22 protein-coding genes are annotated in these 23,497 nt (G+C 62.2%); 8 read left to right on the top strand and 14 right to left on the bottom strand.

Annotated elements, in window-relative coordinates; translation table 11 throughout:
• Positions 1 to 30 precede the first annotated feature (30 nt).
• On the top strand, positions 31 to 561 hold the full coding sequence (locus ACELLULO517_RS05740) for a GNAT family N-acetyltransferase (RefSeq protein ID WP_227306345.1): 531 nt from the start codon (positions 31 to 33) through the stop codon (positions 559 to 561).
• On the opposite strand, the gene ACELLULO517_RS05745 is transcribed toward ACELLULO517_RS05740, so the two are convergent.
• From ACELLULO517_RS05745 to ACELLULO517_RS05780, 8 genes are all read right to left on the bottom strand, one after another.
• Complete coding sequence (locus ACELLULO517_RS05745) at positions 526 to 2,853, bottom strand: glycosyltransferase (protein ID WP_227306346.1); 2,328 nt, start codon at positions 2,851 to 2,853, stop codon at positions 526 to 528. The two genes, ACELLULO517_RS05740 and ACELLULO517_RS05745, sit on opposite strands and share 36 nt — an antisense overlap.
• A 162-nt stretch (positions 2,854 to 3,015) precedes the next feature.
• Entirely contained in the window at positions 3,016 to 4,986 is a 1,971-nt protein-coding gene (fhuB, locus tag ACELLULO517_RS05750; RefSeq protein ID WP_227306347.1) for a Fe(3+)-hydroxamate ABC transporter permease FhuB, read from the bottom strand.
• On the bottom strand, positions 4,986 to 5,876 hold the full coding sequence (locus ACELLULO517_RS05755; RefSeq protein WP_227306348.1) for an ABC transporter substrate-binding protein: 891 nt from the start codon (positions 5,874 to 5,876) through the stop codon (positions 4,986 to 4,988). The genes fhuB and ACELLULO517_RS05755 overlap by 1 nt, the downstream gene beginning before the upstream one ends.
• Positions 5,870 to 8,335, bottom strand: coding sequence for a TonB-dependent siderophore receptor (locus tag ACELLULO517_RS05760; protein WP_227306349.1), 2,466 nt, complete (start codon positions 8,333 to 8,335; stop codon positions 5,870 to 5,872). Before ACELLULO517_RS05760 ends, ACELLULO517_RS05755 begins: the two co-directional genes overlap by 7 nt.
• A gap of 98 nt (positions 8,336 to 8,433) precedes the next feature.
• Positions 8,434 to 9,414: a FecR family protein gene (locus tag ACELLULO517_RS05765; RefSeq protein WP_227306350.1), complete on the bottom strand. Its 981-nt coding sequence runs from the start codon at positions 9,412 to 9,414 to the stop codon at positions 8,434 to 8,436.
• On the bottom strand, positions 9,407 to 9,928 hold the full coding sequence (locus ACELLULO517_RS05770) for an RNA polymerase sigma factor (protein WP_227306351.1): 522 nt from the start codon (positions 9,926 to 9,928) through the stop codon (positions 9,407 to 9,409). Before ACELLULO517_RS05770 ends, ACELLULO517_RS05765 begins: the two co-directional genes overlap by 8 nt.
• A 124-nt stretch (positions 9,929 to 10,052) precedes the next feature.
• Complete coding sequence (locus tag ACELLULO517_RS05775; RefSeq protein ID WP_227306352.1) at positions 10,053 to 10,745, bottom strand: LrgB family protein; 693 nt, start codon at positions 10,743 to 10,745, stop codon at positions 10,053 to 10,055.
• Positions 10,742 to 11,107 carry a CidA/LrgA family protein gene (locus tag ACELLULO517_RS05780; protein ID WP_227306353.1) on the bottom strand — a complete coding sequence of 122 codons (366 nt, stop codon included), beginning with the start codon at positions 11,105 to 11,107 and terminating at the stop codon, positions 10,742 to 10,744. Before ACELLULO517_RS05780 ends, ACELLULO517_RS05775 begins: the two co-directional genes overlap by 4 nt.
• Before the next feature lie 359 nt (positions 11,108 to 11,466).
• Between ACELLULO517_RS05780 and ACELLULO517_RS05785 the strand changes: the two genes are divergently transcribed.
• From ACELLULO517_RS05785 to ACELLULO517_RS05810, 6 genes are all read left to right on the top strand, one after another.
• Positions 11,467 to 12,588, top strand: coding sequence for a metallophosphoesterase family protein (locus ACELLULO517_RS05785; RefSeq protein ID WP_227306354.1), 1,122 nt, complete (start codon positions 11,467 to 11,469; stop codon positions 12,586 to 12,588).
• A 79-nt stretch (positions 12,589 to 12,667) separates the two neighbouring features.
• The gene (locus tag ACELLULO517_RS05790) at positions 12,668 to 14,335 is read left to right on the top strand and encodes a phospholipase D-like domain-containing protein (protein WP_227306355.1); all 1,668 of its coding nucleotides are present in this window, start codon (positions 12,668 to 12,670) and stop codon (positions 14,333 to 14,335) included.
• Between the two features lie 48 nt (positions 14,336 to 14,383).
• Positions 14,384 to 14,944 carry a histidine phosphatase family protein gene (locus ACELLULO517_RS05795; protein ID WP_227306356.1) on the top strand — a complete coding sequence of 187 codons (561 nt, stop codon included), beginning with the start codon at positions 14,384 to 14,386 and terminating at the stop codon, positions 14,942 to 14,944.
• Between the two features lie 25 nt (positions 14,945 to 14,969).
• Positions 14,970 to 15,683, top strand: coding sequence for a DUF2278 family protein (locus ACELLULO517_RS05800; protein WP_227306357.1), 714 nt, complete (start codon positions 14,970 to 14,972; stop codon positions 15,681 to 15,683).
• A 340-nt stretch (positions 15,684 to 16,023) separates the two neighbouring features.
• The gene (locus ACELLULO517_RS05805) at positions 16,024 to 17,985 is read left to right on the top strand and encodes a Hint domain-containing protein (protein WP_227306358.1); all 1,962 of its coding nucleotides are present in this window, start codon (positions 16,024 to 16,026) and stop codon (positions 17,983 to 17,985) included.
• 202 nt (positions 17,986 to 18,187) lie between these two features.
• Positions 18,188 to 19,363: a GAF domain-containing sensor histidine kinase gene (locus ACELLULO517_RS05810; RefSeq protein WP_227306359.1), complete on the top strand. Its 1,176-nt coding sequence runs from the start codon at positions 18,188 to 18,190 to the stop codon at positions 19,361 to 19,363.
• Positions 19,364 to 19,415: 52 nt separating this feature from the next.
• Here the strand turns inward: ACELLULO517_RS05810 and ACELLULO517_RS05815 are convergent, their stop codons facing one another.
• The 3 genes from ACELLULO517_RS05815 to ACELLULO517_RS05825 are packed head-to-tail and all read right to left on the bottom strand — an operon-like array spanning position 19,416 to position 21,138.
• Entirely contained in the window at positions 19,416 to 20,195 is a 780-nt protein-coding gene (locus ACELLULO517_RS05815; protein WP_227306360.1) for an anti-sigma factor family protein, read from the bottom strand.
• Positions 20,192 to 20,698, bottom strand: a complete 507-nt coding sequence (locus tag ACELLULO517_RS05820; protein WP_227306361.1) for an RNA polymerase sigma factor — start codon at positions 20,696 to 20,698, stop codon at positions 20,192 to 20,194. The genes ACELLULO517_RS05815 and ACELLULO517_RS05820 overlap by 4 nt, the downstream gene beginning before the upstream one ends.
• Before the next feature lie 26 nt (positions 20,699 to 20,724).
• On the bottom strand, positions 20,725 to 21,138 hold the full coding sequence (locus ACELLULO517_RS05825) for a COG4315 family predicted lipoprotein (RefSeq protein ID WP_227306362.1): 414 nt from the start codon (positions 21,136 to 21,138) through the stop codon (positions 20,725 to 20,727).
• A gap of 156 nt (positions 21,139 to 21,294) precedes the next feature.
• On the opposite strand from ACELLULO517_RS05825, the gene ACELLULO517_RS05830 reads away from it, so the two are divergent.
• The gene (locus tag ACELLULO517_RS05830) at positions 21,295 to 21,837 is read left to right on the top strand and encodes a cytochrome b (protein ID WP_227306911.1); all 543 of its coding nucleotides are present in this window, start codon (positions 21,295 to 21,297) and stop codon (positions 21,835 to 21,837) included.
• A gap of 6 nt (positions 21,838 to 21,843) precedes the next feature.
• Here the strand turns inward: ACELLULO517_RS05830 and ACELLULO517_RS05835 are convergent, their stop codons facing one another.
• Genes ACELLULO517_RS05835 through ACELLULO517_RS05845 form a run of 3 tightly spaced genes read right to left on the bottom strand, consistent with a single transcriptional unit; the run spans position 21,844 to position 23,426 of the window.
• Positions 21,844 to 22,440, bottom strand: a complete 597-nt coding sequence (locus tag ACELLULO517_RS05835) for a YceI family protein (protein WP_227306363.1) — start codon at positions 22,438 to 22,440, stop codon at positions 21,844 to 21,846.
• A gap of 59 nt (positions 22,441 to 22,499) precedes the next feature.
• Positions 22,500 to 23,015 carry a DUF2867 domain-containing protein gene (locus tag ACELLULO517_RS05840; RefSeq protein WP_227306364.1) on the bottom strand — a complete coding sequence of 172 codons (516 nt, stop codon included), beginning with the start codon at positions 23,013 to 23,015 and terminating at the stop codon, positions 22,500 to 22,502.
• 27 nt (positions 23,016 to 23,042) lie between these two features.
• Positions 23,043 to 23,426, bottom strand: a complete 384-nt coding sequence (locus tag ACELLULO517_RS05845; RefSeq protein ID WP_227306365.1) for a helix-turn-helix domain-containing protein — start codon at positions 23,424 to 23,426, stop codon at positions 23,043 to 23,045.
• Positions 23,427 to 23,497: the final 71 nt, after the last annotated feature.

A 23,497-nucleotide genomic window follows, 5' to 3' on the forward strand; every position in this document is an offset into this window, starting at 1 on the left:
GGCAGGCGGTTCTGTCCTAACCGGTGGGGCATGACCGATATTCTGACGCCCCGCCTGCGCCTGACTGTGCCGACGATCGACCATTTTGCGCAATGCCTGGCACTCTGGAGCGATCCGGCGGTGACGCGGTTTATTGGCGGCGTGCCGCAGACGCGCGAGCAGATCTGGGCCCGCCTACTGCGTTATATCGGCCATTGGCAGGCGCTCGGCTTCGGCTATTGGGTTGTCGAGACAATCGAGGGCGGCCGGTTCGTGGGCGAGGTCGGGTTTTCCGACTATCGCCGCGATATCACGCCGCGTTTCGACGGCACGCCGGAAATGGGTTGGGTGCTCAGCCCGGCGGCCCATGGCCAGGGCTTTGCGACCGAGGCGACCAAGGCCGCGCTCACCTGGCGCGATTCCACTCTGCCCGGCAGGGAGACGGTCGCGATCATCCAGCCCGACCATGCAGCGTCGCTGCGCGTCGCCGCGAAGCTCGGCTTCGTGGTGGAGCAGACCGCGATCTATCATGACGACCCGATCCTGCTACTGCGCCGACAGCGCCATCCACTCCATGAATAACGGGCGGAAGATCATGGTATCGGCATGCTGCCCCCAGGCCCGGCTGACGGACCGGCGTTGCGCGTTCTGCCAATCCTGGTCGCTCCAATCCTCGGTCGCGGTAATCGCCGCGACCAGGTCGTCGACATTGCTGTAGGACGTCCCTGCGTCGCCGATCATCTCGGTCAGATCGGGGACATCTCTGACCAGGCAATAGGCGCCGGTCGCCATGGCTTCCGAGATCGAAATCGGCTGGCCAACGGGCGTGGCACCGGCCGCACCCGGCGGATGCATGGTATGGAGATAGAAGGCGCCCTCACCCACCAGCCTGGCCACCGCCTCATGCGGGACATCGAACCTCAGCTCGACGGGGGATTGCAGCCCCTCGCAGGTCGCCTTCAATTCGGCCGCGTATTCCTCACGCAGATGGCAGGTCACTGCCGCCAGCACAAAGCGGTAATTGGGCAAACGTCGCGCCGCTTCCAGGAAAAGATCCAGATCCTTGCTTGGTAAAGCCGCTGCCGCTCTGACGACCATACGACGGTCTTTGATCGGTTCCGGCTTGAAAAGTTTGCTATCGAAAGCGACCGGCATATTGATCAATCGCGGGTCCGATAGCCCGGTTTGCGCGATCTGAACCGGATAGCCGTAGACGCCTTTCGCCCAATCATGGGCAAGCCAGGCCGCGAGACCGTCCGATGTCGTATCAAAACCATGCAGGCGGAGCGTCACCGGCAGACCGGAGGAAGCCAGCGCCGCGGCATGGGTCAGCCCGAAGCTCAACCAATGGACATGGATCACATCCGGCCTGGCCGCCGCGATCGCCTCGGCCAAACTGCCTTCATGAATAGGCACAACGGTTGGGTAACGGGACGGACCGGTCGCGGTCCGCCAAAGCTCCACATGGGCGCCCCAGCCCAGCATGCAGCGAAGTTCCGTCTCGACATAGGCTTCGCTGAGCTGCGGGTAATGCCAGACAGCGTAGAGAATACGCGGCCGCCGGGTGGGCATGGCGGGCGGGAACCATTTATTGCGGATCGCGACGTCATCAGGCTCGAAAGCGACGATGTCGGAAATACTCTGCGCATCGACCCGTCTGTAGCGCGCCGCCAGAACCGGGATCGCCTGGGCCGGCTTTTCCGCCGTATAGCGCAGCAACAAATCCCAATCGACCAGACGGCGCCGCGCTTCATCCCATCCGCCGAACTGTGCCACAAGCGTCCGTCGATGCAGGATCGTATTGGTGTCGATGTAATTGCCCCGCAGCAGCGCATCGCGGTCGAAGGGCGACCATAGGATGCAACTGCGGTCGAGTTCGTGATCGTCACTGATCAGCGCGCCATAGACGAGATCGACATCGGGTTGCGATGCCAGGCTGTCGACCGCGCGCGCCAGAAATTCCGGATGTAGAAGATTGTCGCTGTCGAGATAGGCGATCAGCGGCGCGGTCGTTTCCCTGATGCCATGGTTGCGCGCGACGGCAGCGCCGAGATGCGCTTGGTGGACCAGCCGAATGCGAGGATCAGATAAATAATACCAGACGGCATTATCCGTACCGTCCGTGCTGCCATCATCGACGATGATGAGTTCCCAATTCCGAAAGCTTTGCGCCTGCACGCTTTCAATGGCTTCGCCGATGAAGTTTGCCCGATTGAAGGTCGGAAGAATGATCGCCACGGCCGGTGACGACTGACCTTCCATCGCTCTGGCGGCAGGCGCGGAATCCGCCGATTGCGTCAGGATCTTTTCAAGACGGAAGATCCGCTCGCGCCAACTCTCCCGTTCAGCGGCAGCCAATTGCCTGAGGGATGCAATTTCACCCGACAGAATGGAGTCCTTTTCCTGCGTCTCACGGAACCTGGCCATGGTCTGCGCGTTCAAGGCTTGAACGACTGACGCCAGGTCGATGAGGCCGGCATGCTGTTCGGCCAATTTGGCGCGATCGGCCTGCGCTGCTGCCCGATCGGCATCATGCGACAGATTGCTGGCCGTCAGATCGCGTTCCAACGCGCCTGTTCGGTCAAGCAGTTCGATCCTACGCTGTTGCAGCGCCTGCAATTCCCCATGGATCGCGTCCAGCTGCCCCTGTGTCGCATGCGCCTGCCTCTGCATCTCGTCCTGCAAGGCATCGAGGCGATCTTGCATTGCCGCTGTGATGCGCTCCAATGCGTCAGACCTTGCCTGGGCTTTGACCAGATCGTCCTGGAAATTTTGCTGTGCCAGGGCGACCTGTGCGAATCCGCTGGTGACCTCGGCCCGCAGTGGCCGCAGCACCGCTTCGCGAAACCGCCGGGCCGGGGGGCGAATATCCAAGCCAAGGCGCGCCATTATCCGAACAAAACGCCGAAAGAGCGTGGGGGAAGCCGACACGTTTCCTCCGGCGTTATCTTAAGAAATCGCTGATCAGCCACGACCCTATCAGACCGGTTAAAAAATAATACGGATTTTTATCGAAAGGGATCGCGCCGCATGAGCTTAGACGCGCGCCCGCCGGCCCCGTGCCATCAGAAGCCAAAGCAGATAAGGGCCGCCGATCAGCGTCGCCAGCAGCCCGGCCGGCAGCATGAAGGGTGCCGCCAGGGTATGCCCCGCCCAATCGGCCAGCAGCATGATCAGCCCACCCACCAGGGACGCCGCCAGCAATTGCGGCAGCGGACGGTGAAAGCCGCTGATCCGCGCCAGATGGCCGCTCATGAGGCCGACGAAGCCGAGCGGCCCCACCAGCAGCGTCGCGGTCGCGGTCATCAGCCCTGCCGCCAGCAGCAACAGCCCGCGCGCGCCGGAAACGCCGAGGCCCAGACTGCCGCTGGACGGGCCGCCCAAAGGCAGCAGCACCAGCCAGCGGCGCATGAGAAACAGGGCTAAACCCGCCAGCGGTAAAAGCGCCGTGACGCTGATGGCGGCCCGCCCGGTGATCAGCCCGGTATCGCCCAGCATCCAGGCACGAAGCGAGCCCGCCGCCGGGCCGGCCGCCAGCAAAGCCAGCGTAACCAGCACGCCCCCCAGGGCATTGGCCGCGATACCGACGAGAAGGAACCGGTCCGGCTGGGTTTTCGGTCCCTGGCCGCCGAGCGCCAGCACCAGCCCAAGCACCGCCATCGCGCCGACGGCTGACCCGAGCCAGACCAGACCGGACGAAGCAGCGCCGAACAAAGCGGTTGCGACAATCCGACCGCAGGCCGCGCCCTCGCTGAGGCCGAGCAGATCGGGCGAGGCCAAGGCATTGCCGGTGAGCCTTTGCAGCAGCACACCGGCGGCGGCCAGCAGCATGCCGGCGGCCGCCGCGCCGAGCAGATGCGGCCAGCGGAAGGCGAGCATGCTGTCCGACCAGACCCAGCCCTGCGGCATATGGCCGAGATGCAGCGCGACATAGCCGCTGCCGACCAGGATTGCGGCCCAGAGCGCGAGGATCACACCGGGGTGACGCGCCTGGGCCATGATAATGGCCCGCGTGCCACCCACCGTGCCACGCAGCTTGGGCGCCAGATAAAAGATCAGCGGCGCGCCGATCAATGCCGTCGCGGCACCGGTCGGCAGAAATTCCCGACCCGCGCCGAAAGCCGTCAGCACCACCTCATCGCTCAGCCAAAGGATCAGCCCGCCGAGGATCGGCGCCCACAGCAACTGCTGCCCGACGCGCCGGGCGCCGCAGGCACGCGCCAGGGCCGGTGCCGTCAGGCCCACGAAGCCGATGACGCCGACCGCGCTGACGACGAAGGCAGCGAGACAGGTCGCGATGCCGAGGGCCACCATCCGCGCGGGGGCGAGGGCCAGACCCAAACCCTTCGCCCCCTCCTCCGTCAAAGCCATCACGGTCAGCGGACGGATGAGACAGACAGTGCAGATTGCGACCGGCAGCAGGCGCATCAGCAGCGACTGGAACAAAGACCAATCCTGCTGCACGAGAGAGCCGCTGCCCCAGAGGTAGAAGGACAGATCATAAGGGTTCGCGAGAAGCTGCAGGCCGGCGCTGACGGCGCCGCAATACAGGGTGACCAGCAGACCCGCGAGCAGGACGGCGAGCGGCGAAAACCGCTGCCGGACCGAGAGACCGAAGACGAGTGCCACGGCCAAGAGCGCGCCGATCAGCGCGATGAGCGGACGACCCCAACTGGCCCCGATCGCGGGCGCGATGCTGCTGACAAGCGTGATGGCGAGCCCGGCCCCGGCTGAGATGCCCAAGGTCGCAGGCTCGGCCAAGGGATTGTGCAAGACCTGCTGCAACAGCACGCCGGCCAGTGCCAAGCCAGCCCCCGCCAGCAAGGCGACCGCCACGCGCGGCAGCAGGCTGAAATGCAGGGTCAATTGCGCGACGCTGCTGGTGTCGGGATGAAACGCAGCCTGCACCCATTGGCCGCAGGGCAGCAGATGGGCTAGGCGATGCAGCAAAAGGGTCAGGGCCAGGACAGCCAAAGCGAGAGCGAGACCAAGCGAACGAGATGGCATCAGCCGATAACGTCCTGTCCATCCGCACGCGCCAATGCCGTGCGGATAAGGTCTGCGATACGCGCGGCGGTAGGCAACGCGCCGTAATTCCAGACCGGCGGCAATAGCCTGATGCGTCCGGCCCGGATAGCGGGCAGATCGCGCCAGAGCGGGCTTTGCGCCATCATGCTCTGGGCCGAGAGCGGCACCGGGCCGAAACAGATCAGCCGCGCCTCGGGGCTTTGGGCGAGCGCCGGCAGCGACAGCGGCACCACGCCCCAGCCGCCCGACGCCTGCGTCCAGGCATTGTCGAGGCCGAGACGATCCAGGACATTGCCCGCCAGGCTTGACCGGTCATAGAGCGCGATATGCGTCGCATCCAGAAAGCTGAAGAGCAGCAAAGGCCGACTGTCATAACCCGGCAGTGGCCGCAGATTGTGCATCGTTGACGCCACCAGCGCTGCCGCCTCGGCGCGCCGTCCGATACGCGCGCCGAGGTCGCGCGTGACCGTCTCCGCATTGCGCAAGGGCTCGCCGCTGCCGTCATAGATGGAAAATGTCCAGATCGGTGCGAGCGGCTTCAGCACGGATATCTGCGCCGATTGGGCCGCGTTGATCAGGATGGCGCCCGGCCTCAGGACGTGGATCCATTCCAGATCCGGGTCCAGGCGCAGGCCTATATCAGTGACGGAAGGCGGCACCGGCAGGGTCGCTGCCGCACGGGCATAATTGCCCGTCTCCGCCGCCGCGATGGGCGCGATGCCCAAGGCGAGCACCGTTTCCAGCAAGCCCCAGTCCAGCACGACAAGACGCGGGTCCGCGACCGCCGCGACGGCCTTGCCAGAGGCAAGACCGGCGCCGGCGGCGCCGGCCAGCAATGAGCGTCGCGTCAGACCGAAGCACGTTACCATTTATACTTCAGCGACCCCAGAACCACCCGGCGCAGGCCGTAGGTGCAGGCGATATCGCTGGTGCAGCCGGCGACATAGGTGGTGTTGAGCAGGTTGGATCCATTCAGCTGAAAGCTCAGCCCATGCAGTTGATCGCTCAAAGCCGACAGGTCGTAATTGACAGCCGCATCAAGCAGCGTGACGGCATGAACCGAAAAGCTTTCCTGATCGTCGCCATAGGTTGACCCGACATAGCGCAAGCCGCCACCCAGCGTTATGCCCCGCAGCGCATGCCAAGGCAGAAGGTAATTCGCCCAGACCGAGGCCATATTGCTGGGCACGCCGTCCGGCGTATCGCCCACATTATAGGTATAGGCGCCGCTCGTCGTATTGCTTTTGGTCACGACGGCATCGAGATAGGTATAGGACAGGATGAGGTTGAGGCTGTCCGTCAGGCTGGCATGACCCTCAAGCTCCAGCCCGCGCGACCGGATTTCGCCCGTCTGGGTCTCGAAATTGGAATTCGTCGGGTCCGTTGTCAGAACATTCTGCTGCGTCAGGTTGAACAAGGCAGCCGTGACGAAGCTGTTATAGCCCGGCGGCTGGTATTTGACGCCGACCTCATACTGCTGTCCGGTCGTGGGCTTGAAGGCATTGCCGGACGCGCCGGTGCCGACTTCGGGCTGGAAGGATGTCGAATAGCTGGCATAGGGCGATATGCCGTTATTCATCAGATAGACGGCGCCGACGCGCCATGTGAATTTGGTGTCGCTCTGATTGGCCCAGGCGCTGCCGTCGGTCTCGTCATGTTCCGCCGTCGTTGCCCAGTCATTGCGACCACCGATGAGCAGCGCCAGATGGCCGATGCGCATCTGGTCCTGGGCGTAAAGGCCCATCTGCTGCTGCAACTCGGTATCGGTGGTGAAGGCCGTCACCGGATTGATGGCCTGGTTATAGACGGGCGCGAAAATATCCAGGTCCGGCTCGTCGAAATTATTGCCGTAGGTTTCCTTGTAGAAGATGCGCTGATAGTCGAGCCCGGCGGTGATCGTATGGCGCAGCGGGCCGGTGCTGAACTTGGCCTGGGCGTTGGTATCGACCGTGAACTGGTTCAGCGAGGTGTCATTGGCGAAAGCGTAACGCTCCAGATCCTGACCGTTCGACGTGATGCCATAGGCAAAGACGTTTTCGAGATTGGCCTGATCATAGGTGTAGCGCAGCGACTGATGCACCGACCAGACATCATCGAAGCGATGATCGAACAGATAGCCGATGGAGGCTTCGCGCTTGCTGTATTTCTGGTAGTTCGGATCGCCGGGATTGAGATCGACCGGAATCTGTCCCGGCGGATTGCCCCAGACCGTGCCCTGGGCCGGCAGATTGTTGTAATAGCCCGCCTTCGGATCATACTGATAGCGGCCAAGGATCGTAAAGCTGGTGTCCGCGTCGGGCTTGTAGGTGATCGACGGTGCGATGGAAATACGCTGCTTGTCGACGCCGTTGACCTGCGTATCGCCGGCCAGCGCCGAGCCGACAAGGCGATAGAAAACCTGATTGCTGCCGTCCACCGGGCCGCTGAGATCGAAACCGCCGCCGATCTGCTCGGGGGAGCCGCCTTGCAGATAGACTTCATGCTGCGGCGTCTCGGTCGGCGTCTTGCTGACCAGGTTGACCATGCCACCCGGGCTGACGGACCCGTAGAGGACGGAGGCCGGGCCGTGCAGAACCTCGATCCGCTCCAGATCATACGGATCGATCGACAGGGTGTTGTACGCATTGTGCGGCAGCAGCATGCCGTCCAGAAATTCCTGCATCAGGAAGCCACGGCCGTAGATCTGCTCAAAGCTGTCGCCGTTGAGCCCGTTCGTATTGGCATCGACACCGGAGGTATAGAACAGCGCCTGGCGCACGCTCTGCACGTCCTGATCATCCATCTGCTGGCGCGTGACGACCGAGATCGCCTGCGGCACTTCGCGGATCGGCGTATTGCTTTTGGTGCCCGTATCCGTGCGGGTCGCGACATAACCGACACCGGGTCCGCGCGGGCTTTGGCCGCTATTCGCGGAGCCCACGACCGTCACCGGCGGCAGGCTGGCGCCTGAACCCTGCGGCATGGCATCCAGCCGGACGACGCCCGTGCCGGTGACGCTGAAGATGAGGCCGGTGCCGGTCAGCATGGTGCCCAGCGCGTCCACGCCGTTATAGCGGCCATGCACCTCTGTCGAACGCTTGCCGGCCGTCAGATCGGCCGTATAGGCGATCTGCAAGCCGGTCCGCTCCATCAACTGCCGCAGCGCCTGATCCAGCGGCTGGGCGGCAATCGCGATATCAACCGCCGTCGCCTGGCCGACGCCTTGCGCCCAAAGCGGGCTCGGCAAAACAATCAGACCGCAACTGAGAGCGGTGGTCAGCCCAAGAATAGCCAGAAGCCGGCTCTGGCGGGGAAGCGGGCCGAACCGGCCTGAAACGAGGCGCGTCATAGAATTCCTCAAAAAATGCAACTAAGAAGCGTTTGCATCTCTATGACGCGCGACTTTCGCCGGAATCACAATCGCCCGGCAAAATTTCCGAACAAAATTCAGTGCAGGATGAGCAGCCGGTCCGAGACCTGGGTGACGGAGGCGCCGCTGAGCTTCGCGAGATCCAGAATGGCGGCGGCCGGCCGACGCAGATCATAGCCGCCGCTGACCTTGATATCGGCGAGGCTGGGGCGGGCGATGATGATCCAACCAGGCTGATAGCGCCGCAGGTCCGCCACCACTTCGCCCAAAGGGGCATTCTGGAAGAACAAGCGATGATCGAGCCAGGCGAAAGTCATGCTGGGGTCGATCGATTGCACCGGCTGCAAAGCACCATGATCGACCGAGACCGCCTGCCCGGCCCGCACGCGCACCGCCCCGTTCGGGGTCTCGATCGCGACCGCGCCCTGCCGTACCGCGACCGTCACGCGGCCGTCGCGCCTCTCGACCGAAAATGCCGTGCCGATATCCTGAACGGTGATGCCGCTGACATGCACGCGGAAGGGTAGCGCCGCGTGATGCACCGCGATGAAAATACGCCCGTCCTGCAGCGTCAGGCGGCGTTCGGACTGGCTGACCCCGAAATCGACCGCCGAGCCCGTATCCAGCGTCAGCAGGCTGCCATCGGCCAGCGTCTCCGTCTGCTGGGCGCCGATGCGGGTCGTGTAATCATCGCCCCAATGCAGCGGCAGGCCCGCGAGGCGCAGGGAGCCCCAGCCGAGGATCGCCACAACCAGGAAGGACGCGGCCAAGGCGAGCACCGGCCGGGCGATGCGGCGCCTGGGCTTGCGTGTCTGGCCGTGCAGAGCGGCGAGGAAAGACGGATCATGCCACAGCCGCGCCACCTCCGCGAAGGCGGGCGCATTGGCTGGGTCAGCCTTCAGCCAGGCCTGGAAGGCGTCGCCTTGCGCGCCCGCCAGCAGCCAGTCGAGTGCTGCCGCACGCGCGCTGGTCAAGGCGTCACCGGAGGATTGGCCGCGAATGCTCTCATCACCCTCTATGACGTTCGAGGGGGGTGCTTTTCCCGGGGAGTCAGACATCAAAATTTTTCGCGGCTTGCAAGCAGAGGTCCATGGCGCGGCGGATATCGGCCGTGACGGTATTGGCCGAGACGCCAAGATGGCGGGCGATCTTGGTATGGGGCCAGCCCTCGATACGGCTGAGGATCAGCGCTTCACGGCAGCGGGCCGGCAGAGATGCCAGAATAGCCTGATAGGCGCGCTGGCGGTCGGCATCGATCAACCGCGCCTCGACGGTCGGCGCGGGCTCCGCTACGTCCGCGACCGCTTCGGGATCTGCGGAGGCGACATGATAGCGCGCGCGCAGCTGAGTCCTGCGCCGATGGTCGATGGAGAGGTTGTCAAGGATGCGATGCAGGAAGGCGCGAATATTGGCGATGGCCCCTTGATCCTGCACCGCGAAACGCGCCCAGGCGTCCTGCACCATATCCTCGGCATCCGCCGCCGACGGCGCTTGTCGGCGCGCATGCGCCCGCAACTCGTCCTGATACAGGGCCGCCAGTCTTGCGAGGCCAGGGCCTCCACTCTCGGTCAACCGACCCTCGACACTGGGGCAAAGTCTCGCTTCAGAAAAGCGAGCCCATCGCCCGCAGCGCTGGCTTAGGCGAGTTGCGAATTATTCGCAACTTCTATCCGAAGGCGCCGGTCACAGGAGCCGGTCACAGGAACAGCTGGACCAGCGACAGGATGACGCAGGTGATGATGGCGTTCAGGGCCATGCCCAGGCTGGCGAAGGCCCCGGCCGTGGGATCGACCTGAAAGGCCCGCGCCGCGCCGAAACCATGGGCGGTGACGCCGATGGCAAGCCCCCGCGCCCGATAATCCCGGATGCCGAGCCGGTTGAAGATGGGGGTGGCCGTCATCGCGCCGACGACGCCCGCGAATAGCACGATGACGGCGGCGAGCGCCGGCACGCCGCCGAGTTCAGACGCCATCTGCATGGCGACGGGCGTTGTGGTCGCGCGCGGCGCGATGGAGGCCAGCATCGCCCGCGGCGCGCCGAACAGGGACAGAATGCCGACCGCACTGACGATGGCCGTGACCGCCCCGGCGCAAAGGGCCAGCGTGATCGGCAGGGCCAGCTGACGGATCAGCCTGGCCCGCGCCCAGATCGGCACGGCCAGCCCGACCACCGCCGGGCCGAGCAGGAAGGCGAGCACCGAGGTGGCGCCGGCATAGGTCGCGTAAGGCGTGTGGGTGATCATCAGAATGGCGATGATAACGGGGGTGGAGAGCAGCACCGGATGACAGAGCGGATGCCGCCCGGACCGGCGCGACAGCCGATCCGCGCCCTCGAAAACTAGCAGCGTCACCGCCAGCCAGAAGGCCGAGGTCGTCAGCAAGCCGTTCACGCCGTCACCTGCGCGGCACCGGACCCCACCCGTTTGACGACGAAGCGAAAGACCGAGACGGTGACCAGCATGGTGAGAAGCGTGGAAACGGTCGTTGCCACCACAAGGCCGATGCCGTAGCGGGCGAGCGCCGGCCCCTGGTTGATCAGCCCGACCGCCGCCGGCACGAACATGAGAGATAGATGCGCTGTCAGCCATCCCGAGACGGTGTTCAGCAGCGGCCTTTCCCGACGCATGACAGCGAGCCAAAGGAGCAGAACCAGCAATCCGATGACGGAGGGCGGCAAGGGCAAACCCGCCACGCGGTGAAGGCATTCGCCGACGCCCAGGCAGACGAACAGCAGGGCTATGGCATCGATCACGGCAGAAGACCTCAGAACAAGGGCCCGCCGGTCTGGCTTACGTCATGCCGCGTGCCGCTAAAGACTATGATCTAAGCTTCCGGCGATCAGAAGTAAAATGACTTGTTAAACTGAAACCTAGTCCTGATTGGAATAATTGGGTCCCTGCCAATCTCGGCCAGCGTCATGGCGGCACAAAGGCCGATCATCCACCAACGGCCAGGCCCAGCCCCTCCAGGGGGCGCAGCGGTAGCCAAGCCAAGACTTTTCGATCTGTTTACAAACATATTGATTCGATATAATATCAATTTGTCGCATAATAATACAGCGGCCAACCAATACGAACGTCTGACCTCGCTTCAACAGCGGAAAAAACAGACATGCGCTATGCTCATCCTTTTTTTGTCGCCTCAGCCAAGGCGCCGGGACCTGCCGCTGGCGAGGAGGAGAATTGGCATAAGCAAAATCTGGGGCCGTTGCCACCCATCATCGGCGACGGCCATATGGATCTGATCGATATCATCGGTAAGGATGGTGTCAACGAGATCAACCATCTCGGGGAAATACGCTTCCATGCGCTCGGCGATAGCGGCTGTGGCGGCGGTGACGAGGCCGAGCGTGTCGCCGATGATATGGCCACGGATTTCAACCCCAGCGCGGGCGCGCTCAATCCGGCCTTCCTGCTGCATCTCGGCGATGTCGTCTATGGCACCGATAAAACACATAATTATACCGACCGCTTCTACCGTCCGTACCGGCATTACCCGGGCAAGATTCTGGCGATCCCCGGCAATCATGATGGCGAGGTCAAGTCGCCCGACGATGCGCCCTCCCTCTCGGCCTTTCGAGAGAATTTCTGCACGGCGCATGCGGCGGTGCCCGCGGCCGCTTCGGGCATCGGTGTCTATCGGCAAACCATGACCCAGCCTGGGGTCTATTGGATGCTGGACGCGCCCTTTATGCGGGTGATCGGCCTTTACTCGAACCTGCTGGAAAATCCTGGCTTCCTGCAGGGCAAGACCGCTGGCGGCGCCGCCGATACCAGCCAGATCGACTGGTTTGCCAAGACAATCAAAGCCCTCAAAGGCGAGCCGAAAAAGGCCCTGGTGATCGCTACGCACCATCCGCCCTATAGCCAGGGCGGACATAGCGGCAGCACGGCGATGGGCGCCGATATCGATGCGGCCTGCAAGGCAGCCGGCCTCTATCCCGATCTTTTTCTGTCCGGCCATGCGCATAACTACCAGCGCTATACCAGACGTATCGACGGCAAGATGATCGTCTATGTCGTATCCGGCACCGGCGGCATGAGCCCGCAACCGGTCGGCCAAGCGACCGGCCAGCCGGCAACCGACAGCAGCACCGTGACCTATGACAGATCGCTCGCCTCGCTCGGATACAGCTTTCTGACGGTATCGGCCAAGCAATTGAAGGTGGAATTTTGGCCGCTCGGCAGTCCGCATGGCACGGCTTTCGATTCCGTGACGGTCGATCTGACGTAGCAGACCGTCGCCTGAGAGACAGCGCCTTTGCCGGGCTGCCTGACGCAGACGAGCCCGTCTCAATGACAAGGAGCGGAGAATGCGACAACAGGTCAAAGCCCAGGGCCTCGTCTTGCAGGCGGTCGCCGGAACGCATGTCGTTCTATTAGGCTGGGATATCACGGATCAGACGGTCGCTGCCGGGCTGCTGGGTTTCGCGATCCAGCGCGTGGATCACGCAAAGAGCGAGACCTATTGGATGTCGGGGATGAAGTCCTTTCCCGCCACGCCGCTGCCCTTGGGCGGCACCGCGTCCAGCCATGAACAACCCATTCAAAGCTTCCAATGGGCGGATTATTCCGCCCAGCCGGGCTGCCAATACACCTACCGGCTTGTCGCCATGTCAGGGCAGCCAGGCGCCTTGACCGATGGCGCTGAGGTCGCCGTCGACATCACGACCGAGGCAGCATGGGCAGGGACGCATAGCATCTTCTTCAACCGCGGCGCCGTCGCGTCGCAGGAATATGCCAAGCTGTTTCAGAACAGACGGCCAAGCGTTGTCGGGCCGGCCGCCTATACTTGGCTGTCGCGTGGATTGCTGGAAGCGATTATCGCTTTTCTCGCCAAAGCCACAGACGCCAGCTACGGAATCCGGATGGCGATTTACGAGTTTCAATGGCCGGAGGTTCTGAAAGCTGTCAGCGACGCGGCGCAGCGCGGTGCCGATGTCCGCGTCTTATATGATGCGATCGACAATGCGCATGAAGACCCGATCCACCCGAACGAAGCGGCGATCGCAGCCGCAGGGATCGATAAGCTCTGCACCGGCATCACGCATGGCAGAATCATGCACAACAAGTTCATCGTTCTGTTGAAGGACGGTGCGCCGGTTCAACTGCTGACCGGATCAACGAATTATACCGAGAACGGTATCTTCGGCCATCTCAACTGCGCGCATATCGTCAATGATGCCGCCACGGCCTCGGCCTATCTGGACTTGTGGACGGAACTGAGCGGCGATCCTGCCCTCGCCGATCTCCGCGATTGGAACGACACCAAAACCCCGGTGCCACCCAACCCGCCCATAGCGGGCATCACGGAGGTGTTTTCACCGCTGCACAGCACCGCCGTATTGGCCCGCTACAATGATATCGCCGCCGCCGCGCAGCGTGGGCTGTTCATGACCTTTGCCTTCGGCATGAACAAGGACTTCATACCGACCTACGAGACCGAGAATGAGGTTCTGCATTTCGCCCTGATGGATAAGGCCGGCGTCGGCAAGACGATTGCCGCGGCAGAGGCAGAGATCGCCAAGATCAGGGCCCTGAAGAACGCGGTGGTCGCGATCGGCCAGAACATCACGCTGAACGAGTTCGACCGTTGGCTGAAGGAAGCGAGCGGCGTGCAGGCGAAAGAGAATGTGCGTTGGGTTCACACCAAGTTCATGCTGGTTGATCCGCTGTCCGATGATCCGATCGTGGTTACCGGATCGGCCAATTTCAGCGACGCGAGCGTGACGACGAATCATGAGAATATGCTGGTGATCCGTGGCGACAAGCGCGTGGCGGATATCTACCTGGGCGAATTTATGCGCCAATTCTCCAGCTATGCCTTCCGCGACGCGGCCTATACGGCAAGCCAGCAATCCGGCGCGGCGCCAGAAACGTGGAAACCGCAAGACCTGGCGACTGACCCCTCCTGGATGGCTGATTATAACCAGCCTGGGTCATCCAGGGCGCTGCGGCGCCTCTATTTCTCAGGCCAGTAGGGTGCCGGCCAAAATATAGACCGGGCTGTTAGAGGGACGAGGCCAAGCATGTCACCAAGCCGCATCATCATCATTCGCCACGCGGAGAAACCGACCAAGCCAGGCGACGAGCCGGCTATAGCGGGCATTGCCGAGAATGGCAGCTGTGATAAGAAGAGTTTGACACCAAGAGGCTGGCAACGCGCGGGGGCGCTCGTTCGCTTCTTCTGCCCCCTGCATCCGCCGCCGGGATTCGGCCTCCTTCCGTCAATCATCTACGCCGCCGGTGCCAAGACGAAGGATGACAGCAAGCGCCCCACGCAAACCGTGCAGCCGCTCGCTGATCTCATGCAATCCCAGCACGTTCCTTTCATCGAAAGCTTTGGCAAGGATGACCTGCAAGCTGCGATGACGGAGGCGCTGACGCGCAATGGCATCGTGCTGATGGCCTGGGAGCATCACCGCATTCCTGACCTCGCGGCCTTGCTCCATCCCGTCCCGGCGACGCCCGACGCATGGCCCGACGATCGTTTCGACGTCTTGTGGGTCTTCGATCATAGCGCCGACGGCTGGGCATTTTCACAGATCGCGCAACGCCTGCTGAACGGCGATGACGATACCGTCATTTGAACGCACGATATCAAAGGAGCATCCGGTGACCCTCGCCTATGGTTACGTCAAAGCCAAGATCGTTTCGAAACCCGTCTTGAAACCGTCGCGTCATCGCTCCGAAATTCAATATCATCTGCATTTCGGCTTGCTGGTACAAGGTGCGAATTGGGATGTGGCGGTGAATGTCGGCACCAGCGATTCCGACGATTTGCTGAAATACAAGCTGATTTATGATTTCCGTCACCCGATCATCGCCCAGCTGGCGCAGGCCGATCAGGGCGCGTCACCCCTGACAGGCCAGGATGCCCTGCCCGCGCTGGACTATTGCCGCAGCGATCTCCTGGCCAATACCGGCGATTGGCGCAATAGCGACGTAATGGATGGCTCGGTGGAAGCCGAACCCGTGGCATCCTTGCTGCGCCTGCTGACAAGCGCGGTTCAACAGCAATCGCCGGTCTATGTCTTCGGTCGCTTCTATAGCGAAGGCAATGGCATCCATGACGCCCATATGAACCAAGGCTCCACCGGCAGCTTCTTGCATCGCAAGGTTGACGTTGGTGACGATGACAGCAACGATCACAATGACATCTGGCAGGACGGCGCCGTGCTGGTCGACCTCGGACAGCTTGAATGGGCCGCCTATTTCGCCGCGTTCAACAAGCAACTGGTCCCGACGGACGAGCTTGGCAATCCGACCGAGCAGGCAAGGCCGATCGGAATCGCCGCGCCGCTGCCAGAGCATTTGCCAGCGGAATAGCAAGGTCAAGCGACCCACCACATAGGTTTGGATGACGGTACTGGCCCTTTGGCCAGGTCCTTCGGGAAGAGCCCTGCCGCAATCGCCCGGGTCTTTTTCTGTCGCCCCAGTCGATCGGCCGGGCCTGGCCTTATTCTCCCAGCCTCTTCCCGCGCATTGTCTAAAAATCAGAAAAGGGAGATCAAACGAGCTAACAATTCAGTATTATTGTCATCATTTCAATTCGATGCTTTGATTGAGTCAGTAAACTCCTAAGAAAAATTGCTTTATGGATAATGACTAGGGGCGATCCGCTGATTTGCCCAAGTCAATGCGGCCAACTCGATTGAAATGGTCCCTCATGTCAGACATCATCGTGAGTTCCGGTCAGGTCGTCAGCGGATTGACGATCGGATCGACAACCAGTCTCGACATTATGGCCGGCGGTTCCGCCGTCGATCTGACGGTCAGCGGTGGCACCGTCACAGTGGACGGTGGTTCGGCAAGCGATATCACGATCATCGGCGGCGGCACGGTCTTTAGCGAAGTCTCCGTCACCGCGGGCGGCAGCGTGGTGAATACGGTCGTCGACTACGGCGGCGATCTTTTCCTATCCGGCGGTTTTGCGACCAGCACGACCGTCAGCGGCGGCGTTCTGACCTTGGCGGCCGGCGGCGTTGCCCGCGACACCTCTGTCACGGATGCCGCCTTGTCCTCCAACGGTGTGGCGGCCGGCGACCTGTATATCCTGTCCGGCGGCACGGCGGTGGTGACCACCGTCAGCGCGCCGGCCGGGCCGGTCGGGCTATTGGCGGAGGTCATCCTGTCCTCGGGCGGCAGCGCCGTTTCAACCACCGTGTTTTCCGGCGGCGCCTTGTCCGTCTCGAGCGGCGGTTTCATCAGCGACACCGTGCTGAGCGGCGGCAATTTTTTCATCCAGCCGACAAGTATCGCATCCGGCCAGATCCTGACCGATCAGGTCGTCAGCGCCTTCACGTATTATGAGATCGAAGCCGGCGCCTCCGCCACCAGCCTGACGATCCAAGGCGGCGGCAGGGTCGATGTCGTCAACGGCGCCGTGGTGCAAGACATTGCGCTGTCGGGCAATGGCGCGACGCCCGCCTATCTTGGCCTGTATTTTGGTGGTCTCGCGACCAGCACGACGGTCAAGGAAAACGCGACGCTGCGGCTGGTCGATGGTATCGCGAGCCATACCGTCGTGGAGGACAGCATCGGCCAGACCGCCGGGGAATTCGTCTATAGCGGCGGCAGCACCATCGATACCTCTATCCTCAGCGGCGGCTACTTGGCGGTCTCATCCGGAGGTTCGGCCGCCGACCTGCTGGTGAGCGGCGGTGACGCGGTGCTGACCGACGGCGCCGTGTTGGATGGGGTTCACTTAGCCGAGGGCGATCTGACCCTCGGCGCAGGGGCCGTCACCACAGGCGACATCACCCTCGACGGCGGCGCGACGCTGATTATTTCAGGGTCGGAGATGCCTGCCGCGATCGTCGACAATTTCCAACCTTCCGATGAGATCGACCTGGCGACGATCGCTTTCTCGCATGGTGCTTCGGCGAGATTCGACAGTGGGACCGGCCTGCTGACGGTGACGGAAGGTGGGGAGCATTACGAGTTGAAGCTCGCCGGCAATTATGCGCATGCCACATTCGCGCTGCGATCGGATGATGGCGGGTCGGGCAGCCTGCTCACCGTGAGCTTGTCCTGCTTCGCTGCGGGGACGCGCATTCTGGCCGAGCAAGGGCTGGTCGCGGTCGAGGCATTGCGGCCGGAGGACAAGCTGCGCACGCCGGACGGCAAGCTTGAACCGATCGTCTGGATCGGCAGCCGCCATGTCGATTGCCGGCGCCACCCACGCCCAAGCGATATTCTACCCGTGCGGATCGCGGCCCATGCTTTCGGCCCGGGCAGACCCGCACGCGACCTGTTCCTGTCACCGGACCATGCCATCTACGCCGAAGACGTGCTGATCCCGGTGAAATACCTCATCAACGGGTCCAGCATCGCGCAGGTCGATCGGGACCATATCGACTATTTTCATGTCGAACTTCCCCAGCATGGCATCATCCTGGCGGAGGGCCTTGCCGTCGAGAGCTATCTGGATAGCGGTGACCGCGCAAATTTTTGTGAAGGTGCGAGCGCTGTCGCCCTTCATCCGGTCTTCGGCTTTGGCCATCACGATTCCATGCTGATGCTGGACGCTTTGGGCTATGCGCCGCTGCGCATGATCGGGCCCGAGGTCGATCGGGTGAGGATGCGACTTTTGTCCGGCAGCGGGCCGGAGCGGCTTGCTTCGGCTTAATTTCCGTCAGGCCTAGCTGGAAACACCCCAAAAATCTGACGAATTGTCGATTACAACCTGGCAGAGTCTCACTGTTTCAGGGGGCCGCTCGCGACCGGATTTTACAAGTCTCCTCTCGTTTGACGAAGCTTGGCTTTTGGCCGGTTTTGAGGGAAAATTTGCCTTGAAACCCTCAGCCGCCAATCCAGTTTTATGAGTCGAGATGACTGAAGCGCCCAATTCCCAGGCCAATTTGGCTGCCGTCGCCCAAATTGCGGTTATACCGTCCATTCTGGACGTCGTGTGCCGCCTGACCGGCATGGGCTTCGCAGCCGTCGCCCATGTGACCGAGACACAGTGGTTGGCCTGCAGCGTCCTGGACCATATCAATTTCGGGTTGAAGCCAGGGGGCGAACTCGACCTCAAATCGACGATTTGCAATGAAATCCGACAGCATCGCCAGGCCGTCATTATCGACAATGTCGCCGAGGACCCGGCTTATTGCGGTCATCATACCCCTGCGACCTATGGCCTCAAGAGCTATATCTCGATGCCGATCCTCATGCCGGACGGCTCGTTTTTCGGCACTTTATGCGCCATTGACCCCCATCCCCATCGGGTGAACACGCCCGAAATCGTGCAGACCTTCAAGCTATTCGCCGAGTTGATCGCCTTCCATCTGGACGCCATTCGCAGGCTGGCGGATGCCAAAGCGGCCGCCGATGAACAGCAGGGCATTTCCGAACTCCGGGAGCAGTTCATTGCCGTTTTGGGGCATGATCTGAGAAATCCCGTCGCATCCATCGACGCGGGTGCGACCCTAATCCTCAAGCGTCCGCATATGGCCGTGGAGATCGCCGGGCAGATCAAGCAAAGTGCGGGCCGTATTTCAAACCTTATCGAAAGCGTGCTGGACTTTGCCCGCGGGCGTTTGGGCGGGGAATTTCCCGTCGATAAGGCTCAGGTGGTTCTGGGGCCTGTTCTGACGCAGGTGGCTTCAGAACTTCAACGCACACATCTGGACCGCCAGATCGAGGTCAGCCTGGACCTTGCGCAGCCTATCCTTTGCGACAGTGTCCGACTTTCCCAGCTTCTGTCGAACCTTTTGGCAAACGCACTGACACATGGCGCGCCCGACCGGCCGATCATTGTCCTTGGCGGGGTCCGACAGGGCGTGTTCGAGCTATCCGTCTCGAATGGCGGCGCGCCGATTCAGGACCATGCCTTGAGCAGGCTTTTTCAGCCGTTTTTCCGCGCGAAAGTTCGCTCTAGCCAGGAAGGCCTGGGGCTCGGCCTTTTTATCTGCTCGGAAATCGCCAAGGCGCATGCTGGAACATTGGAGGTGTCATCAACCGAAGCGGATACCCGCTTCACGTTCCGGATGCCCGTCTCCGTCTAGACGCGGATAGGGCCTTCCAGCACGCCCCGTAAGCTCGGGGCCGGCAAGCGCCTTATGTCAATTGGTCATAGACTTCCGCCGCGATCCGCTTGATCTCCGTGCGGTCGATCGGCCCGACGATCGTGCAGTTGAGACTGCCATCCGTCCAGCTCATGACACCCAGATCGCCGGATGTCGCGAAGCGCGGCACGCCGTCCTTATGCGGCGCGACAGGCGTGAAAAACAGCGTCAGCCGCTGGCCCCCGGCATTCTCATACATGATCTGCGCGCCCGCCTTGTCCCCCGCAGGCAGAAGACTGCCGCCGACGAGCCGCCACCCGGTCTGTTCCAAATTGGGGATCGTCAGCTTTCGGTCCAGTCGTTTCGAAAACCAGGTGCCGAGATCGCCGTCGGTATTGCCTGCGACCTCCACCGGATGCGCGACCTCGGCGGTATAAAGCCGGTGGGCTGCCAAGGCCGCTACGATCTGATCGGCAGGAGCAGTGCCGCCGATGCCTGCACCCTGATGCCCCCAATACCATCCTCCAGACGCGCCGATGCCGAGACAAAGGATGGCCGCCGCCGCCATGCGGTGCCAGGCTTGGTGCTTGCCACGGCCTTCGGCCGCCATACGCCGGACGTTCAGACGCGGCGGCAGGGGTTCGGCCGCGACCGGCTGATACAGGCTGGCGATAAGCGCATTCTGCTGCCGCCATTCCGCCAGACGCGCGCGCCCTTCCGGATCCGTATCAAGCGCCGCCGCGATCTCAGCCATACGCCCAGCATCCAGCGAGCGGTCCAGATAGGCCATGAGATCGGCATCGGAAATGCGGCTGTGGGGTTGGCTCGTCATTTCACACTCCGCAATCTGGGCGGCGGCGCATCGGTTGCCGTCCGCAAAGCCTGACGCGCGCGGGATATCCGCGACATCACGGTGCCGGTCGGGATCTCCAAAATTTCTGAGGCCTCCTCATAACTCATGCCTTCCAAGGCCACGAGCATCAAAACCTCACGCTGTTCAGCGGGCAGGTTTTGCAGCGCCATCGCGACACCGGCGAGTTCCAGCCGCGATTGTTGATTGGTAGAGGCATCTGGATAATTGCCGTCGGGTTCGAGCGGAATATGGATGCCTTGTCGCCTGACGCGCCTTTGGTCGTTGCGATAGAGGTTGAGAAGGATACGGAACAGCCAGGGTCGCACCGGCCCCAAGGGGCGGAACAGAGACCGCTTGCGCATCGCCCGCTCAAGACAATCCTGAACGAGATCGTCGGCCGCGTCCCGGTCATGCGACAAGCCACGGGCATAGCGCCGCAAGGCAGGGATACAAGCCTCGATCTCGTCCAGAAAGCCCGTCATGCGGTCCTATTCCCCCGGAAGAATGTCTACCAGGAACCGCCGCCAGAAGACGAAGCCTGCGTGGTGCTGCGGACCACATGCCAAACCCCTGCGACGCCGTCGCCGGTCGCCTGGCCGCGGGCCGTGTCATCTTCCCAGAAATACAGCGGCATGCCGTTATAGGCCCATTGTTTTTGCCCGTCCTTGCGCGTCACCAGGGCATAAGGACCGCTCGGTTCCGCGCCCGCCTTGGCCAGGAAAGGCGGCCAGTCCTCAGCACAGTCGCCGTAGCAGTTGGACAGGCCCTTGCTGTCCTTGTCGTAGATATAGAGCGTCATGCCCTTGGCATCCGCCAGGACCGCTCCCTTGGCCGTCTTGGCCGATGAGAAGGGCAGCGATCCGGCAAAGGCCAAGGGTGCCACGAAAAGCAGGGCGGAAGCAGCCAGCAGAAGGCATTTCATGGACTATTTCCTTTATGGCGATCCGGCAGAATGGATCGTGTCAAAGGGTCAACACCGCGCAACGCATCCTATTCCCGACTAAATCTTCTATCGGGGAATAAATCCTGAACCCCGGTGTTGAACGGATGAAACAGTATGAGGAAATTCATCTTGTCCATGAAACTTGGCGCCGAGGCCCAGACTGTCCGGCATTATGACGGCGTCACGCGCGCCCTCCATTGGCTGATGGCGGCCCAGATCGTCGCGCAATTTGTCCTGGCCCTGATCTGGGACGATGTCGGTGAGGATCTGGGACATAGCCTGGTGCGGCTGCATGTATCGCTCGGCGTTTGCCTGATCGTCACGCTGGTCCTGCGCATCGTCTGGCGCAGCGTCTTCTCGCTTAGCCCGACCGAAACGCTACCGCGAATGCAGGTAAAGCTCAGCCATGGCGTTCATCATCTGCTGTACACGATGATGGTGGTGGAACTGGCGGCCGGGCTTTCGAAGCGCTGGGCCCGGGGCCGCACGGTCGATGTCTTCGGGCTGATCCATATCCCCTCGCCTTTTACCTATGCGCCGGATCTGCGGCCGATCATCTCATTCACCCATGAGTGGCTGGCCTGGGCGATCATCATCCTCGCGGCCGGCCATGGGCTGATGGCGCTTTTCCATCATTTTGTGCTGCGCGACGGCGTGCTGCGCCGCATGACCGGCTGAGGCCGGTCAAGGGGCGCGCAAAACCGTGGTGATGGTGAGCGTGACGGCGTCCGCGATCAGCGGACGATCCGCCACCATGCCGAAATCGGTCCGGTTCATCCGGCTATGGAAAACAAGGCGCATCGCCGGGACACCCTGGACGGATGTATGCGTCACGACACCCGTCAAAATCTGCGGGCGCGAGACATCACGAATGGTCAGGTTGCCGGCGATGGTGAAATGGTCATCCGGCGAGGATTGCACGCTATCGCTGTGAAATCTGATGGTCGGAAATTTGGCCGTATCGAAATAGGGCGCCGAGCGCAGCGTGGCCGCACCGCCGAAAGGGACATCGATCTTGCTGTCATCGACCACGACCTCGATATTGACGTCGGACGGCTTGGCGGTATCGAACTGGATATGCGCGGTGAAATGCCGAAAGTTGCCATCAACCGGCACGACATTGGCCACCTGCGTGCCAAAGGCGATCGTGGCCGTGGTCTGGTCGATATTGTAATCGACCGAACGCGCCTCGGCTGTTCCAGCCCAGAGGCAGATGACGAATGCCGCCAGGCAAGAGCGGATCGGACGCCTTGCCGTCTGAGCTTTGTCGTTGAACCTCATGGCCGTCTACCCCTGCTTTGAAGAGTAAACACCCATCCGGTGGTTTTATTCCGTGATTTTTACAATCGCGGCCAGCCGCGCCGGACCGCACGGCGGAGATTGCCGATCACAACCAGCCGATGAAATGGCGCGATCACGCAGAGATAACTGCGGCCCAAAAGATTGTGGCAATGCACGACCGAGGTGAAGACAAGTTCCCGACCAGGACCATCGCGCCTGTCACGCACAAGAACAGATGCGCGAAAATCGAGATGCCGGTCATCCTCCCCCAGGATCAGCTCCCGATCTCTACGTCCCAGAACAGGGAAAAAGTCGATACGCTCCACCCCGTTGCGCGCGGCTGCCGCCCGAACCTCCGCCGTGGTCTTGACGCCGAACCGGGTCATCACGCCGTCCCGCATCGCCAGTAACGTCCGGAACCACAGCGCCGGATCACCCAGCAGGCTGCGGGCGATATCCTCGATCTTGCGGTCAGCCACCGCTGCCGGCAGCGGGACCGCAAAGGCATCCGCCAGGTCAGCGCCGGGATAGAGCCCCGCGAGCACGCTTTCGGTCGGCAATGGTATGGCCTGCATCGCGATACCCTCCTGTTTCTTTGGCGCTCATTCTACCAGATGCTCGATCGGCACACGAAAGACCTTCGCGATGGCAGCCAATGCCGCAACGCTGCCGGGTTTCTTGGCAGACTCGATCTCGGCCAGATAACTGGGGCTGATTTCAGCCGCTTCGGCGAGCGCGCGCGGCGTCATGCCCATGCGGCTAAGCCAGATGGTAATCGGTGATATGCCATCCAGAATCTGCGTCAATTCAGCATCGGAATAGCTGAGCCGCTTGACCTCAGCGAGGCCGATATCACGCACCATCGCATCATACCTTGCGGAGGATGCCAGATCACTCTGCTCTTCAACCAGACGAACCCAATCGGAACGGCGCAGCGTCACCGTATCGTCATCATGGGCAATGACCTGCGGCAATGTCATGCTCATCGATAAATCTCCCCTCGATGGCCGATATCGAAGACGATCAGGTTGTCGCCCTCCAGCCGGTACAACACGCG

It is taken from the genome of Acidisoma cellulosilyticum (assembly GCF_020621385.1).
Lineage (GTDB): Bacteria > Pseudomonadota > Alphaproteobacteria > Acetobacterales > Acetobacteraceae > Acidisoma > Acidisoma cellulosilyticum.

Excerpts from the sequence above, each read along its gene's own strand:
- ACELLULO517_RS05740 (WP_227306345.1), top strand. The coding sequence starts at position 31 with ATGACCGATATTCTGACGCCCCGCCTGCGCCTGACTGTGCCGACGATC.
- fhuB (WP_227306347.1), bottom strand. The coding sequence starts at position 4,986 with ATGCCATCTCGTTCGCTTGGTCTCGCTCTCGCTTTGGCTGTCCTGGCC.
- ACELLULO517_RS05755 (WP_227306348.1), bottom strand. The coding sequence starts at position 5,876 with ATGGTAACGTGCTTCGGTCTGACGCGACGCTCATTGCTGGCCGGCGCC.
- ACELLULO517_RS05760 (WP_227306349.1), bottom strand. The coding sequence starts at position 8,335 with ATGACGCGCCTCGTTTCAGGCCGGTTCGGCCCGCTTCCCCGCCAGAGC.
- ACELLULO517_RS05765 (WP_227306350.1), bottom strand. The coding sequence starts at position 9,414 with ATGTCTGACTCCCCGGGAAAAGCACCCCCCTCGAACGTCATAGAGGGT.
- ACELLULO517_RS05785 (WP_227306354.1), top strand. The coding sequence starts at position 11,467 with ATGCGCTATGCTCATCCTTTTTTTGTCGCCTCAGCCAAGGCGCCGGGA.
- ACELLULO517_RS05790 (WP_227306355.1), top strand. The coding sequence starts at position 12,668 with ATGCGACAACAGGTCAAAGCCCAGGGCCTCGTCTTGCAGGCGGTCGCC.
- ACELLULO517_RS05795 (WP_227306356.1), top strand. The coding sequence starts at position 14,384 with ATGTCACCAAGCCGCATCATCATCATTCGCCACGCGGAGAAACCGACC.
- ACELLULO517_RS05805 (WP_227306358.1), top strand. The coding sequence starts at position 16,024 with ATGTCAGACATCATCGTGAGTTCCGGTCAGGTCGTCAGCGGATTGACG.
- ACELLULO517_RS05810 (WP_227306359.1), top strand. The coding sequence starts at position 18,188 with ATGACTGAAGCGCCCAATTCCCAGGCCAATTTGGCTGCCGTCGCCCAA.
- ACELLULO517_RS05815 (WP_227306360.1), bottom strand. The coding sequence starts at position 20,195 with ATGACGAGCCAACCCCACAGCCGCATTTCCGATGCCGATCTCATGGCC.
- ACELLULO517_RS05820 (WP_227306361.1), bottom strand. The coding sequence starts at position 20,698 with ATGACGGGCTTTCTGGACGAGATCGAGGCTTGTATCCCTGCCTTGCGG.
- ACELLULO517_RS05825 (WP_227306362.1), bottom strand. The coding sequence starts at position 21,138 with ATGAAATGCCTTCTGCTGGCTGCTTCCGCCCTGCTTTTCGTGGCACCC.
- ACELLULO517_RS05830 (WP_227306911.1), top strand. The coding sequence starts at position 21,295 with ATGAAACTTGGCGCCGAGGCCCAGACTGTCCGGCATTATGACGGCGTC.
- ACELLULO517_RS05835 (WP_227306363.1), bottom strand. The coding sequence starts at position 22,440 with ATGAGGTTCAACGACAAAGCTCAGACGGCAAGGCGTCCGATCCGCTCT.
- ACELLULO517_RS05840 (WP_227306364.1), bottom strand. The coding sequence starts at position 23,015 with ATGCAGGCCATACCATTGCCGACCGAAAGCGTGCTCGCGGGGCTCTAT.
- ACELLULO517_RS05845 (WP_227306365.1), bottom strand. The coding sequence starts at position 23,426 with ATGAGCATGACATTGCCGCAGGTCATTGCCCATGATGACGATACGGTG.